Here is a 13,592-nt window from a genome sequence, read left to right on the forward strand (position 1 = left end):
CGCCCGCCCGGCCACCTGCCGCATCAATCGATCCGGTCGGGGTAAGCCGCCGCGACGATTCGTCCGGCGACAAGGTGGGGGGCGACCATGCGCGCGGTACGGATGACCGCACCCGGGGTGCTGGAGCAGGTGGAGGTGCCCACCCCCACCGCCGGGCCGGGCGAGGTGCTGCTGCGCGTCGGCGCGGTCGGCGCCTGCCACTCCGACCTGCACATCCTCGACGCGCCGGCCGGCCTCTACCCCGTCCCCATGACCCTCGGGCACGAGATCGCCGGCACCGTCGACCAGGTCGGGCCCGGCGTCACCGGCTGGACCGGCGGGGACCGGGCGGCGGTCTACGGGATCATCGCGTGCGGCCGCTGCCGGGCCTGCCTGCGGGGCGCGGAGAACCAGTGCCGGGTGGTGCCGGTCGGCGGCGTCGGGCTCAGCCGCGACGGCGGCCTGGCCGAACACGTGGTGGTGCCCGCCTCCCGGCTGCTGCACACCGGCGAGCTGGACCTGACCCAGGCGGCCCCGCTCACCGACGCCGGGCTGACCCCGTACCACGCCGTCGAGCTGGCCCGAGAGCAGCTGCGTCCCGGCACCTCCTGCGTGGTGATCGGCATCGGCGGGCTGGGCCACATGGCGGTGCAGATCCTGGTCGCCACCACGGCGGTGCGGATCATCGCGGTGGACACCAGCGTCGCGGCGCTGGACCTGGCCAGCCGGATGGGCGCCCACGAGGTGGTGCAGGCCGGGCCGGACAGCGTCGACCGGATCCGGGCTCTGGTGGGCCCGCCGCCGGACGGCGCGGACGTGGTGCTGGACTTCGTCGGCGCCGACCCCACGGTCACCACGGCCCGGCAGGTGGTCGCCACCGGCGGTCGGGTGCTGCTGGTCGGCCTGGCCGGCGGCACCCTGCCGGTGCGGCCGGTCGCCGACGAGCCGCCGACCGTCCCGCTGGAGACGTCGGTCGAGGTGCCGTTCTGGGGCACCCGGGCGGAACTGCAGGAGGTGATCGCCCTGGCCCGGGCGGGGCAACTGCAGGCCGACGTGCAGACCTTCCCGCTGGCGGACGCGCCGGAGGCGTACGAGCTGCTGCGGCGCGGAGAGATCCACGGCCGCGCGGTCGTCGTCCCCTGACTACCGGGCGCCCTCGGCCTCGCTCGGCCGCCGGGGCGGCAGCCGGTCCAGCAGGGCCAGGCCGGCCCGCACCGGGCGGCGGGCCAGGACCTCGCTGAAGCTGGCCCGCCCCTGGCAGAACCGGACGAACATCCGCCAGCCCGGCGGGGTCGCCAGCAGCGCGTGGAACACGTCGGGCCGCCGCGTGAAGACCTCCAGCAGCCGGTGCCCGGCCCGCATCTCCGGCACCAGCCGCAGGCGGACCTCCCGCTCGTAGACGTCGAGGTCACCGCCGGCCACCGCCTCGCCGGCCAGCCGGCCCGACCGCAGGGCGAAGCTGATGCCCTCCCGGCTCCACGGTTCCAGCAGGCCCGCCGCGTCGCCGGCGACCAGGACCCGGCCACGGCGCAGCGGCGAGTCCTCCGCCCGGCAGCGCGTCAGGTGCCCCGAGTCGTGCTCCGGTGCGACCCCGGCCAGGCCCAGCCGGGCCACGAAGTCGCGCAGGTAGGCGCGGGTGCGGTCGCCCTCGCCCCGGGCCGCGATGACACCGACCGTGAGCCGGTCGCCCTTCGGGAACACCCAGGCGTACGAGCCGGGGACCGGGCCCCAGTCGATGAGCACCCGCCCGCGCCAGCGGTCCTGCTCGGCGGGTGGGACCGGCAGCTCCAACTCCAGCCCCAGGTCGACCTGGCGCCACGTCACCCCGACGTGCCGGGCGGTCACGCCCGACGAGCCGTCGGCGCCGATCACCGCGCGGGCGCGTACCGTGTCGCCGTCGGCCAGCCGCAGGCGTACCTCGTCGGGGTCCTGCTCGACGGCCCGGACCGCGACCCCCTCGCGGACCTCGGCCCCGGCCGCGACGGCGGCGGCGCGTAGCCGGTCGTCGAACTCCTCCCGGCGGACCATGGCCACCAGCGGCGCGGAGTGCCGGCGGGTGAAGCCGCGTCGCCCGTCCCGGGTGAAGTCGATCCGGTCGACCCGGTCGTGCGCGGGCACCTCGATCCGATCGGCGATCTCGGTCAGCGAGGTGCCGATCAGGCCGCCCCCGCAGGTCTTGTACCGGGGATGGGTGGCCCGCTCGACCACCAGGGTGCGGACACCGGCCCGCGCCGCCGCGTGCGCGGCGGAGAGGCCGGCGGGGCCGCCACCGACGACGACGAGGTCCCAGATGATCACGGGAGCAGCCTAGGCCACGGCGCCGACCCCCCGCCCGGCACGCGCCGGCCACGACCCCCCGATCGGGTGGGCATCATCGGACGCCGCCCGGGTAACCGCCGGGCGCAGACCGCCCGCCGGTCGGGCGGTCCACGCCGAGGAGGAAAGCGATGCAGCAGGTACGGCTGTCTGCTATCGAGGAACGGGTGTACCAGGCGGTGACCGCGCTCGAGGTGCGGGGACACGTCCCCTACCCGGACACGATCGCCCAGGAGGCCGGTATGACCGAGGAGGAGCTCCGCGAGCCGCTGCACCTGCTCACCGAGCGGGGGCTGCTGCATCGGGAGGACTCCCCGATGTCCGGCCTCGACTTCGGACCGCGGTGGTGCGCGCGCCAGATGACCTGACATCGTCGTTTGCCCCATCGGGGGCCGGGTAGCGATCGGTGATGCGTGATCGACGGTCCACGGGAGGCACGATGAGCACGGACCGGTCGTCGGCGCCGGCGGACACCGGCGGGTCCGACGACCGGCGCCGCTGGAAGGCCCTCAGCGTCGGCCTGGTCGCGGCGTTCATGACCCTGCTGGACGTCAGCATCGTCAACGTCGCCGTGCCGTCGATCGACCGGGCGCTCCACGCCACGCCCAGCGACCTGCAATGGGTGCTGTCCGGCTACGCGCTGACCTTCGGTCTGGTGCTGGTGCCGGCCGGCCGGTTCGGCGACGCCCGCGGCCGGCGTACCGCGTTCGTGGTCGGGGTGGCGCTGTTCACCGTGACCAGCGCGCTGGCCGGGCTGGCCCGCTCGCCGGAGTGGCTGGTCGTGGCCCGGCTGGTCCAGGGCGCCGCCGCCGGGGTGGTCAACCCGCAGGTGAGCGGCATGATCCAGCAGTTGTTCCGGGGCGCCGAGCGGGGCCGGGCATTCGGCCTGCTCGGCGCCACCATCGGCATCTCCACCGCCGTCGGCCCGCTGCTCGGCGGGCTGCTCATCCAGCTCGGCGGGGAGGAGCACGGCTGGCGGTGGGTCTTCTTCGTGAACATCCCGGTCGGCATCCTCGCGGTGGTGCTCGGCTGGCGGCTCATTCCGGCCCGCCCGGCCGGCCAGCCGGACCGGCACCGCCTGGACCCGATCGGGGTGCTGCTGCTCGGCCTCGGGGTGACCATGGTGCTGCTGCCGCTCGTGCAACGGGAGCAGTGGCGCGGCGCCGGCAAGTGGGCGCTGATCCCCGTCGGCCTGCTCTTCCTGGCCGGCTTCGCGTTCTGGGAGCGGTGGTACGGCCGGCACCGGCCGCCCCTGTTCGACCTGCGGCTGTTCCGGCTGCGCTCGTACACCCTGGGATCGCTGATCGGCCTGGTCTACTTCGCCGGGTTCACCGCGATCTTCTTCATCTTCACGCTCTACCTCCAGGTCGGCCTCGGCTACAGCGCGCTCGCCGCCGGCCTGGCCATCACCCCGTTCGCGCTCGGCTCGGCGGCCGCCTCGGCGGTGGGCGGCCGGGTCGTCACCCGGTTCGGCCGGCCGCTGGTCGCCGCCGGCCTGCTGGTGGTCGTGCTCGGCCTGCTCGCCACCGTGTGGGTGCTGCGGAACGAGCCGCGGCACTCCGTGCCGCTGCTCCTCGCCGTGCCGTTCCTGCTCGCCGGGCTGGGCAGCGGACTGGTCATCGCGCCGAACCAGACGCTGACCCTCTCCGAGGTGCCCGTGCCGCAGGCCGGCAGCGGCGCCGGCATGCTGCAGACCGGGCAGCGGATCGGCTCGGCCGCCGGCATCGCCGGTGTCGGCGCGCTGTTCTTCTCCACGCTGAGCGACAGCCGGGGCGACTTCACCGTCGCCTACCGGCACTCGCTGCTGCTGGCCGTCGCGATCATCGCGCTGGCCCTGGTGGCCGCGCTCGTCGACGTCGTCGCCGAGCACCGCCACTCCGGCGACCGCTCCTGATCCGCGCGCGAATTGAGAACCGGCGCGGAACAGCTTGCGAATTCGCGGCCCGGAGGGGTGCGCCGGAGACGTAGACGGCGGTAGATACATGGGTCATGACGAACACCCTCGACCGTCGTACCCTCCTGCGTCTCGCCGGTGCCTCCGCCGGCACCGCCGTGCTGGCCGGCGCCACCCTCGCCGGCCCCTCCCCCGCCGGCGCGGCCACCGCCGCGTTCCGGCACGGTGTCGCCTCCGGTGACCCGCTGCCGGACGGGATCCTGCTCTGGACGCGGGTCACCCCGACGCCCGACGCCCTGCCCGGCTCCGGCGCCGGCCCGGACGTGGAGGTGAGCTGGCAGGTCGCCACCGAGCCCGACTTCCGCTCGCCCGTCGCCGCCGGCACGCTCACCACCGGGCCGGACCGGGACCACACGGTGAAGATCGCCGTCTCCGGCCTCGCCGCCGCCACCACCTACTGGTACCGCTTCGGCCACGGCGGCGCCTGGTCGCCGACCGGCCGGACGATGACCGCCCCGCCCGTGGACTCGGCCGTCGACCGGCTGCGGATGGGCGTGGTGTCCTGCGCGAACTGGGAGGCCGGCTACTTCGCCGCCTACCGGCGGCTGGCCGACCGGGGCGACCTCAACCTCGTCGTCCACCTCGGCGACTACCTCTACGAGTACGGCACCGGCGAGTTCGCCGCCGCCGGCCGGGTGGTCCGGCCGACCCAGCCGGCGCACGAGGTGCTCACGCTGGCCGACTACCGGATCCGGCACGCGCTCTACAAGACCGACCCCGACCTGCAGGCGCTGCACGCCGCCGTGCCCTGGGTGATCACCTGGGACGACCACGAGGTGGCCAACGACGAGTGGTCCGGCGGCGCCGAGAACCACACCCCGGGCGCCGAGGGACCGTTCGCCGACCGGCTGGCCGCGGCACGGCGGGCGTACCTGGAGTGGATGCCCGTGCGGATCGGCGCGGACGGGTCCATCTACCGGCGGTTCCGGTTCGGCCGGCTGGCCGAGCTGTCCATGCTGGACCTCCGCTCGTACCGGTCGGCGCAGGCCTCCGGCGCCGACGTCGACGACCCGAACCGGACGATCACCGGCGACGCGCAGATGGCCTGGCTGAAGGCGGGGCTGTCCGGCTCCGCCGCGCGGTGGAAGCTGGTCGGCAACCCGGTGATGATGGCCCGCCTGGACGTCGGCGCGCTGCCGTCCTGGCTGCTCGGCCCGCTCGGGAAGCTGCTCGGCATCCCCGAGAACGGCGCGGTCCTCAACGCCGACCAGTGGGACGGCTACAACGCCGACCGCAACGAACTCGTCGACCACCTCCGGGCCACCGGCACCCGGGACGTGGTCTTCCTGACCGGGGACATCCACACCTCGTGGGCCAACGAGGTGACCACCCGGACGACACTGCTCGAGCCGGCCGCCGCGGAGTTCGTCGTCCCGTCGGTGACCAGCGACAACGTCAACGACTTCCTCAGGCTGCCGGCCGGGAACCCGCTGAGCCGGCTCGGCGCGGGGCTGCTCCGCTCCACGAATCCGCACGTGCGCTGGGCCGAGCTGGACGGGCACGGGTACGGGGTGCTCGACGTGACTCCGCAGCGCTGCCGGATGGACTGGTACCACCTCACCGACCGGACCAGCGACACCAGCGCCAGCCGGTGGGTGGCGGGCTGGTCGGTGGCCACGGGCTCGTCGCGCCTGCGCGCCGAGAGCGCCCCGGCCTGATCCGGAGACGCCGCTGGCCGGCACCCCGGTTTCGGGGTGCCGGCCAGCGATTACTTGGCTCAGCTGTTCCAGTTGTGGGTGGCGATGTCGGTGGCCTGCTGCTCCCACTGGGCGTAGGCGTCGGGGTAGGCCGAGACCTGCACGGTCTGGGCGGCGTCGGTCAGGGGCATCTTGTCCCAGCCGTCGACCTGCTTGAGGCCCTTGAGGAAGGACAGGGTGGAGTACTCGGGGTCGGTGATCTGCTCCGGCGTGCCCCAACCACTGGAGGGGCGCTGCTGGAACAGGCCCAGCGAGTCGTGGTCGTTCTTGTCGCCGAGGTGCCCGAGGTTCTCCAGCTTCGACTCCTGCAGGCTGGTGGCGATCGAGATGACCGCGGCCCGCTCCGGCAGACCGGCCTTCTTCGTGGCGGCGATGATCGCCTTGGCGTTGGCGGTCTGCTCACCGTTGAGCTCGATGTGCGACTGGGCGCCCTGCACGCTCACCGCGACCGGCGTGGTGTGCACCGGCTCCGCAGCGTGGGCGGCGACCGGACCGGCGAAGATCCCACCGGTGAAGGCCAGACCAGCAATACCCAGCACACTCTTACGCAGCATCGTGTTCATGGGGGTAGCTCCATTCGGGGGTTGGCGCACACCCGGGCCGACGGGGGTCGGCAAGGGGTGGTGTGCGCAAGCACCGTCAGGGCGCTCAAAAAAGTCTTAGGGGGATCCGGCGCGCGGGGCAGAGCCTCTTCGTCGCGCCGGGACCATGTACAACGACCGCCGGGCCACCGTCATTCCCGGCCGGGCAGTCCCGCCTCGGCGGGCCTGTCACGCGGGGGCTGTCACGCGGCCCGGTCACCCCGTCGGGCGGGGCGCTCTCGCGCGGGCCGGTCACCCCGTCGGGCGGGGCTTGGTCCTCGGTCGTTCACCCGGATACAACGACCCCCACCCGCCGGCCATTCCGCCGCCGGGATGCCGCCGGTCACCGCGCGAAGCGGGCACCCCGCCCAATCCCGGACGGTCGGTGGAACCGTATGGAGGTATCCCGGCACCGGAGACATACATGAGGTTCCACTCAGCGCCGAGGCCATGCACGAACCGGACAATCCGCCGAGACCGGTCGGTGGAACGCCGTGGCACCCGGGCGGCGGGAGAGCGGGACAGACGGAAGCGGCCGGCCCGTGTCAGGGGCCGGCCGCTTCGCGGGTCTTGTCATGTCACCAGAGCTGCTGGACGATGTCCGCCGCCTGCTCCTCCCACTGCGCGTACGCGTACGGGAAGGCGGACACCTGGACCGTCTGGGCCGCGGCGGTCAGCGGCAGGTCCTGCCAGCCGCCGACATTCTTCAGCGCGCCGAAGAACGCCTTGCTGGCGTAGTCCGGGTCGGTGACCTGGTCGGGCGTACCCCAACCGGACGACGGGCGCTGCTGGAACAGGCCCTCCGAGTCGTGGTCGTTGTACGTGCCGAGGTGACCGAGGTTGTACAGCTTCGACTCCTGCAGGGAGGTGGCGACGCCGATCACGGCGCCCCGCTCCCCCACGCCGCTCTCCTTGGCCGCCTTCACGATGGCCTTGGCGTTGTCGAGCTGCGCGTCGTCGAGCGGGATGCGCGACTGGGCGCCCTCGACCCCGTGCGGGATGAGCTGCTCCCGGTCGGGCCGGTCGGCCTTGGTCGGGACCTTGTCACTGCCGGTGGTCAGGCCGGACTTCACCGTCTCGGTGCCGGTCTTCTTGCCGGTGGCCAGGCCGATGGCGGCCAGGGCCCCGGCGTGCGGGCCGCTGGTCACCGGGGCGGCGACGGCGGTGGGGCCGAACGCCAGCCCGCCCAGGCAGGCCACGCCCGCAAGGGTCAGCGCGGCGCGGCGGTTCGGGCTGGTGGCGAGGGCGGTCCTCGCGGCGGCGGTCTTCGCGATGGCGGTCTCGGCGATGGCGGACTTCGCCACGGCGGTCCGGGTGACGGCGGCCTTCGCCACGGCGGTCTTCGCGATGGCGGGGAGCCATCGAGTGAAGTGCTGCTTCACGATGGATGCCCTTTCGATCGTTACGACGCGCTCCGGGGTGAGCGCCCCTCGGGGGAACTACTCGCCGGTACGGGTTTGTGTTCCGGCGGTACGGGGGACACAACCAGCTCGACCAGTCGGGCATTCCGGAAATGCCCCGTCCCGCTGGAGCTGCGGTCCAGCTCACCCGGGATTCCGGACGGCCGTGACGGCAAGGACAACCCGATGGAAACGGTCTAGACGGCCGACGGGACGCCGAACCGGACCAGGACGTGCCAGAGCTGCTTGAGGTGCTGCAGCGTCACCTCGGTCGGGCCGCGGTCGGCCCAGCGTTGCGGTTCGCGCACCACCGAGGCGGCGGCGCGGCCGATCAGCGCGGCATGCACCGGCTCGCCGGGGCGGGCGAACTCGGCGTGCACGCGGGCGGCGAGCGGCGGGATGGCCGGCCCCCGGAACTCGGCGTCGACGCCGTCGACCGGCAGCTCGAACCCGGTGTGCCAGCAGAGCGCGAAGCCGTGCCGCCGGGCGAGCCTGGCGAGGATCGTGCCCTCCTCGGTGCCCCGGAACGACGGGTCCACCACCACGGCCTCGACGTCCCGGGCGAGGCTCAGCTCACCGTGCACCTGCGCCTCGATGTAGTCGTCCAGTGCCCGGCCGGCCGCGTCGGACGCCCGCTCGCGGCGGCGCAGCAGCGTCTGCAGGAGGGTGCCGGTGTCCATGCCGGCCACGCCGAGGCTGATCCCGGTCGTGGCGGTGGCCGCCAGCAGCGCGGCGAGCACGGGCTCGAACACGGTGAGGGTGCCGAGGTCCTTCGGCTCGGTGTGGCTGTCCCCGAAGCTGAAGGTGGCCCGCGCGAGCGCCGCGGGGCGCAGCCGCAGGTGGCAGGAGCCGAACCGGGGGCAGGCGCCGTCCGGGTGGTCGAGCAGGTTGAGGCCGCCGTACTTCGGGCGGTCCGCCGGGGGCACGCCGGGCCGCTGGTACGCCCCGCCGAACAGCTTCTCCTCCCAGCGGTCCCGGTCGCCGCCGGGGAAGGCGGTCAGCCCTCCGTTGGAGACGCCCGTCTCGAACTGGCTACGGTAGACGCACTCCTGGTCGAGCGCCTCGGCGACCGTCCGGCCGTCGCGCAGCAACCGGTCGGGGTGGAAGTTGAGGGTCAGCCGGCCGTGCGCGGCCACCGCGGCGAGGATCTCCTCGGCGCGGTACGCGGCGCCGGAGCCGGCGAGGTGCCGGGCGATGACGGCGAGCGCCGCCGGCCGGTCGCGGAGGGCGACGTCGCGGACGTGCCGGAGGGCGGCGGCCTGCGCGGGGGTCAGCATCACGTCGGGCACGGGCCCGAGTATCACCGGGCCCACGGGCGGCGCGCCACGGGGATTCTCAGCCGTCGGTGCCGAAGCCGTCCAGGGTCTCCCGCTCGGTCGGGCTCCGCAGCTCCTCGAAGACGGTGAGATGCAGGCCAGCCGGGCCGTCGAGGCGGGCGTTGAGCGACTGCCACGGAGTGACCGTCGGCGGGGCGACCTCGGTGGCGCCCGCCGCGACGAGACGCTCGGTGGTCGCGCGACTGTCGTCCACCTCGAAGGCCACCCGCAGCCGGGGCGCGACCTGGCGGCCGACCTCCACCTCGTCGATCATCCGCTTCTGCGCGGGGTTCGCCACCTCCAGCGTGGCCCGGCCCGCTTCCAGGATCACCACCCGGGCGCCGTCGCCACCCGAGTACGCGGCCTGCTCCGGCAGGCCCAGCGCGTCCCGGAAGAAGGCGACCGCGGCGTCGTAGTCCTCGGCCTCCACGACCAGGCGCAACTGGCGTACGGTCGGCGGCCCGTCGGCTCGGGGAGCGTCCATGACCGCAGATCCTAGCCGCGTGCCGCGGCGCCGAGGCGCGCCAGGAAGTGCGCGTTGCCGCCGCTGGCGGCGAGCTGGCGGAGCAGCTGGTCCAGCGCCGCCTGCCGGTCCAGGGTGGACAGCGCGGCACGCAGGGCCCGCAGGCGCTCCCGCTCGACGCCGGTGAGCAGCAGGTCCTCCCGGCGGGTGCCGGAGGCCCGCACGTCGACGGCGGGGAAGGTGCGCCGGTCGGCCAGCGCCCGGTCCAGCCTCAACTCGGCGTTGCCGGTGCTCTTGAACTCCTCGAAGATGAGGCTGTCCGCGGCGGACCCGGTATCGACCAGGGCGGTGGCGATGACGGTCAGGGAGCCGCCCTCCTCGAGCGTCCGGGCGGCGGCGAGCAGCTGCTTGGGCGGGGTGAGGGCGGCCACGTCGATGCCACCGGAGAGGGTGCGGCCGGCCGAGCGGACGGTCAGGTTGTAGGCGCGGCCCAGCCGGGTCAGCGAGTCGAGCAGCACGACCACGTCGTGACCCAGCTCGACGAGGCGCTTCGCCCGCTCGATCGCCAGCTCCGCCACCGTGGTGTGGTCCTGCGGCGGACGGTCGAACGTGGCCGCGACGACCTCGCCCTTCACCGACCGCTGCATGTCGGTGACCTCTTCCGGCCGCTCGTCGACCAGCACCACCATGAGATGGCACTCCGGGTTGTTGCGGGTGATCGCGTCCGCGATCGCCTGCAGCACCATCGTCTTTCCCGCCTTCGGCGGCGCAACGATCAGCGCCCGCTGGCCCTTGCCGATCGGCATCACCAGGTCGATGACCCGGGTGGTCAGCACGTGCGGCTCGGTCTCCAGCCGCAGCCGCTCCCGCGGGTGGATCGGTGTCAGCCGGTGGAAGTCCGGGCGGCGGCGTGCCTCTTCCACGGTCGTCCCGTTGACGGTGTCGACCCGGACCAGCGGGGCGTGCCGGCCCCGGTGGGGGGTGGCGGCGACGGCGCCGGTGACGAGGTCGCCGCGGCGCAGGCCGTACCGGCGCACCTGGCCGGCGGTGAGGTGGGCGTCCGAGCTGGACGGCAGGTAGCCGTCCACCCGGAGCAGTGCGTGGTCGTCGACCGTGTCGACGATGCCGCTCACCGGGAGCGGCGTGGAGGTGTCGGTCATCGAGTGCCTTTCGGGAGGTGGCCGTCCCGATCGGGACAGGCGAGGGAGAGCGAGTGTCGGAGCGTCCTGTGGTGGGCGCGAGGCGACGGGTCACGGCCCGCGGACGCGCACGGCGAAGGTTCACGGCACGGGTGGCTCGCCGCCCGGCGGCACCGGGCGGACGTCCACTGCCGGAGCGGCGGGCCGCGCTCGATTCGCGAGGCGAACGGCGCCCGAACCGGCCGTCGCGGCGGGCACGGAGCAGCCGGTCGGGTTCACTCCCGCGGAGGCCCGGGTCGGGTGCTTGTCGAGCCAGGACGGCGGTGGCCGCACGATCGCGGCGGGATGGGCGGCGTACGCCGGACGATCTGCCGCATTCGGGAGAGTGGGCTCCGGGTGGCGTCATACGCCGGCATCCGGGTCCATCGGCAGACTACCCCGGAACGCCGCCGCCGACAAGCGGATCGCCGGCGACCCGGTCAGGGCTACAGTGAGGGGCGCGCCGACCGGAAGGCCAGCACCGTGACTGCTATGACCGTGGTCGACCAGGTCCACCTGGGCGACCACGTCTGCTGGACGCACGACGACGAGAGCGTCGCTCTCGACGTCGTCGGCCGCTTCGCCGCCACCGGCCTGCGCCTCGGTCACAAGGTCGTCTGTTTCACCGAAACCTCGCCGCCGCAGGCCGTGCGCGCCCGCGTCGACGCCGTCGGCGTGCCGACCGAAGCCGCCGTGGCGGCCGGCCAGCTGCGCATCGTGCCGGCCGTGGATGCCTACCCGACCGGTGCCCGGCCGGCCCCGGAGACGATGGTCGCCATCGTGGTCGACGAGGTCGACCGCGCGCGGCACGAGGGCTACCCGGGAATCCGGCTGGCCGGTGACATGGCGTGGGTGCTGCGCAGCGGCACCACCCTGGACGACCTGCGGCGGTACGAGACCGCGCTCAACCCGCTCTTCCTGGACGCCCGGGTCGCCGGCCTGTGCCTGTACGACCGGCGGCTCTTCCCGGCCGACGGGATGCGCGCCCTCGCCGCCGCCCACCCGGGCACGGCCGGGCCGGACGCCGCGCGCACCTGGACGCCGCTGCTGCGGGCGTACCGGACGACCGACCCGCCGGGCTTGCGGCTGGTGGGTCAGGTGGACCGGAGCAACCGGGAGGCGTTCACCGCGGTCCTGGGCGACGTGACCGCCGCCGAGCGGGCGGCGGGCCCCCCGCCGGTGCTGGACGTCTCCGACCTGAGCTTCGCCGACGTGGGCGCCGCCACCGCCATCGTGCGAGCGGACCGGGACAGCGCCAGCGGCATCCGGCTGGTCGGCTGCCGGCCGGCGCTGCACCGGCTGCTGCACCTGCTCGGTGAGATGCCGGCGCCGGGGCGCCCCGCGTGAGGGCTCCCGCCGGCCCGGCCGGCTTCCGCCACGAACTGGCCTTCTACACCGACGCCGCGAGCCTGCTGGCGGTCACCGTACCGTTCGTCGAGGAGGGACTGGCCGAAGGCGACCCGGTGCTGGTGGCGACGCCCGGCCCGCAGCTCGCGCTGATCCGCGGGGCGCTCGGCGCGACCGGCGACGCCGTCGGGTGGGCCGACATGACCGAGGCGGGTCGCAACCCGGGGCGGATCATCCCGTGGGTCCTCCAGGCGTTCGCCGACCGGCATCCCGACCGGCGGGTCCGGATCATCGGCGAGCCGGTCTGGGCCGGGCGCACCGCCGAGGAGTACCGGGCCTGCGCGCAGCACGAAGCCGCGATCAACTGGGCCTTCGCGGGCCGGGCGGCGAGCATCCTCTGCCCGTACGACGCGGGCCGGCTCGGCCCCGGCGTGCTCGCCGAGGCCCGCTGCACGCACCCGCTGCTGGTCGACGGCGACGGCTGCCGCCGCATCGCCGGCTACGCTCCGGCGGCGGTCACCGAGCGGCACAACAGGCCGCTGCCCACCCCGGCCGGGCAGGTCGCGGTGCTCCGCTACGACCTGGCGACGCTGCCGCAGGTCCGGCGGTTCGTCGCCGACCACGGGCTGGCCGCCGGGCTGGCCGCCGACCGGGTGGCCGACCTGCAGATCGCGGTCACCGAGCTGGCCACGAACAGCGTGGCGCACGCCGGCGGCGCCGGCACCCTTCAGGCCTGGCGCACCGACCGGCACCTGGTGTGCGAGATCCACGACGACGGCCGGCTGGCCGATCCGCTCGCCGGCCGGCTCACCCCCGCGCACGACGGCATCGGCGGGCGGGGGCTGGTCATCGTGCACGCCCTGTGCGACCTGGTGCTGCTGCACACCACCGCGGCCGGCACCACGGTCCGGCTGCACATGCTCCGGGAGGCCCCGTGACGGGAACGGAACACGTACTGCGTCCGGTCGGCCGGGTCGAGTCGCCCCTCACCGATCCGGCGGCGGCGCCGAAGCAGGGCGACGAGGGCGCCCCGGAGGCGTGGCTGGTCTTCGACGAGGCGTACGCCCCGGCGCTGGACGGGCTGCGGCCCGGCGCGGACGTGCTCGTGCTGACCTGGTTGGACCGGGCCCGGCGCGACGTCCTCGCGGTGCACCCGCGCGGGGACGTGTCCCGGCCGGAGACGGGGGTGTTCGCCACCCGCTCGCCGCACCGGCCCAACCCGGTCGGTCTGCACCGGGTGCGGGTGCTCGCCGTGGACGGCGTACGGCTGCGGGTGGCCGACCTGGAGGCGGTCGACGGCACGCCCGTGCTCGACGTCAAGCCGGTGCTCGACGGCGAGCGCTGAGGCCGGCGGCCCGGCC

Annotated in this window: 12 protein-coding genes and 1 pseudogene; 7 read left to right on the forward strand and 6 right to left on the reverse strand. The window is 74.6% G+C overall.

The window, feature by feature from the left end:
* Window positions 1-87 precede the first annotated feature (87 nt).
* Entirely contained in the window at window positions 88-1,122 is a 1,035-nt protein-coding gene (locus ACQP12_RS18000) for an NAD(P)-dependent alcohol dehydrogenase (protein ID WP_433280313.1), read from the forward strand.
* On the opposite strand, the gene ACQP12_RS18005 is transcribed toward ACQP12_RS18000, so the two are convergent.
* The gene (locus ACQP12_RS18005; RefSeq protein ID WP_433280315.1) at window positions 1,123-2,277 is read right to left on the reverse strand and encodes a geranylgeranyl reductase family protein; all 1,155 of its coding nucleotides are present in this window, start codon (window positions 2,275-2,277) and stop codon (window positions 1,123-1,125) included.
* A 149-nt stretch (window positions 2,278-2,426) separates the two neighbouring features.
* Between ACQP12_RS18005 and ACQP12_RS18010 the strand changes: the two genes are divergently transcribed.
* The 3 genes from ACQP12_RS18010 (at window position 2,427) to ACQP12_RS18020 (ending at window position 5,907) form a co-directional block, all read left to right on the forward strand.
* A complete protein-coding gene (locus ACQP12_RS18010) occupies window positions 2,427-2,663 on the forward strand; it encodes a hypothetical protein (RefSeq protein WP_433280317.1) in 237 nt (78 codons plus the stop codon).
* 71 nt (window positions 2,664-2,734) lie between these two features.
* Window positions 2,735-4,189 carry an MFS transporter gene (locus ACQP12_RS18015; RefSeq protein ID WP_433280319.1) on the forward strand — a complete coding sequence of 485 codons (1,455 nt, stop codon included), beginning with the start codon at window positions 2,735-2,737 and terminating at the stop codon, window positions 4,187-4,189.
* A 95-nt stretch (window positions 4,190-4,284) separates the two neighbouring features.
* The gene (locus tag ACQP12_RS18020; RefSeq protein WP_433280321.1) at window positions 4,285-5,907 is read left to right on the forward strand and encodes an alkaline phosphatase D family protein; all 1,623 of its coding nucleotides are present in this window, start codon (window positions 4,285-4,287) and stop codon (window positions 5,905-5,907) included.
* A 59-nt stretch (window positions 5,908-5,966) separates the two neighbouring features.
* On the opposite strand, the gene ACQP12_RS18025 is transcribed toward ACQP12_RS18020, so the two are convergent.
* The 5 genes and pseudogenes from ACQP12_RS18025 to rho all read right to left on the reverse strand — a co-directional run.
* Window positions 5,967-6,509: a hypothetical protein gene (locus tag ACQP12_RS18025; RefSeq protein WP_433280323.1), complete on the reverse strand. Its 543-nt coding sequence runs from the start codon at window positions 6,507-6,509 to the stop codon at window positions 5,967-5,969.
* Window positions 6,510-7,105: 596 nt separating this feature from the next.
* On the reverse strand, window positions 7,106-7,909 hold the full coding sequence (locus tag ACQP12_RS18030; protein ID WP_433280325.1) for a hypothetical protein: 804 nt from the start codon (window positions 7,907-7,909) through the stop codon (window positions 7,106-7,108).
* Between the two features lie 215 nt (window positions 7,910-8,124).
* Window positions 8,125-9,231 carry a DUF3626 domain-containing protein gene (locus ACQP12_RS18035; RefSeq protein ID WP_433280327.1) on the reverse strand — a complete coding sequence of 369 codons (1,107 nt, stop codon included), beginning with the start codon at window positions 9,229-9,231 and terminating at the stop codon, window positions 8,125-8,127.
* A gap of 31 nt (window positions 9,232-9,262) precedes the next feature.
* The gene (locus ACQP12_RS18040; protein ID WP_433280328.1) at window positions 9,263-9,727 is read right to left on the reverse strand and encodes a VOC family protein; all 465 of its coding nucleotides are present in this window, start codon (window positions 9,725-9,727) and stop codon (window positions 9,263-9,265) included.
* Window positions 9,728-9,738: 11 nt separating this feature from the next.
* A pseudogene (rho, locus tag ACQP12_RS18045) lies at window positions 9,739-11,215 on the reverse strand (transcription termination factor Rho); the annotation flags it as partial.
* Window positions 11,216-11,376: 161 nt separating this feature from the next.
* On the opposite strand from rho, the gene ACQP12_RS18050 reads away from it, so the two are divergent.
* The 3 genes from ACQP12_RS18050 to tsaA are packed head-to-tail and all read left to right on the forward strand — an operon-like array spanning window position 11,377 to window position 13,576.
* Complete coding sequence (locus ACQP12_RS18050; RefSeq protein WP_433280330.1) at window positions 11,377-12,231, forward strand: MEDS domain-containing protein; 855 nt, start codon at window positions 11,377-11,379, stop codon at window positions 12,229-12,231.
* Window positions 12,228-13,169, forward strand: a complete 942-nt coding sequence (locus tag ACQP12_RS18055) for an anti-sigma factor RsbA family regulatory protein (RefSeq protein WP_433280332.1) — start codon at window positions 12,228-12,230, stop codon at window positions 13,167-13,169. Before ACQP12_RS18050 ends, ACQP12_RS18055 begins: the two co-directional genes overlap by 4 nt.
* Window positions 13,166-13,576: a tRNA (N6-threonylcarbamoyladenosine(37)-N6)-methyltransferase TrmO gene (gene tsaA, locus ACQP12_RS18060; RefSeq protein ID WP_433280334.1), complete on the forward strand. Its 411-nt coding sequence runs from the start codon at window positions 13,166-13,168 to the stop codon at window positions 13,574-13,576. The genes ACQP12_RS18055 and tsaA overlap by 4 nt, the downstream gene beginning before the upstream one ends.
* The last annotated feature ends 16 nt before the right edge of the window (window positions 13,577-13,592 follow it).

The sequence above is a fragment of the Micromonospora sp. CA-244673 genome, from assembly GCF_050948395.1.
Classification (GTDB): Bacteria; Actinomycetota; Actinomycetes; order Mycobacteriales; family Micromonosporaceae; genus Micromonospora.

What these genes read in the sequence shown, in the direction of transcription:
- ACQP12_RS18015 (WP_433280319.1), top strand. Translation starts at nt 2,735, where the DNA reads ATGAGCACGGACCGGTCGTCGGCGCCGGCGGACACCGGCGGGTCCGAC.
- ACQP12_RS18000 (WP_433280313.1), top strand. Translation starts at nt 88, where the DNA reads ATGCGCGCGGTACGGATGACCGCACCCGGGGTGCTGGAGCAGGTGGAG.
- ACQP12_RS18040 (WP_433280328.1), bottom strand. Translation starts at nt 9,727, where the DNA reads ATGGACGCTCCCCGAGCCGACGGGCCGCCGACCGTACGCCAGTTGCGC.
- ACQP12_RS18020 (WP_433280321.1), top strand. Translation starts at nt 4,285, where the DNA reads ATGACGAACACCCTCGACCGTCGTACCCTCCTGCGTCTCGCCGGTGCC.
- ACQP12_RS18025 (WP_433280323.1), bottom strand. Translation starts at nt 6,509, where the DNA reads ATGAACACGATGCTGCGTAAGAGTGTGCTGGGTATTGCTGGTCTGGCC.
- ACQP12_RS18010 (WP_433280317.1), top strand. Translation starts at nt 2,427, where the DNA reads ATGCAGCAGGTACGGCTGTCTGCTATCGAGGAACGGGTGTACCAGGCG.
- ACQP12_RS18050 (WP_433280330.1), top strand. Translation starts at nt 11,377, where the DNA reads ATGACCGTGGTCGACCAGGTCCACCTGGGCGACCACGTCTGCTGGACG.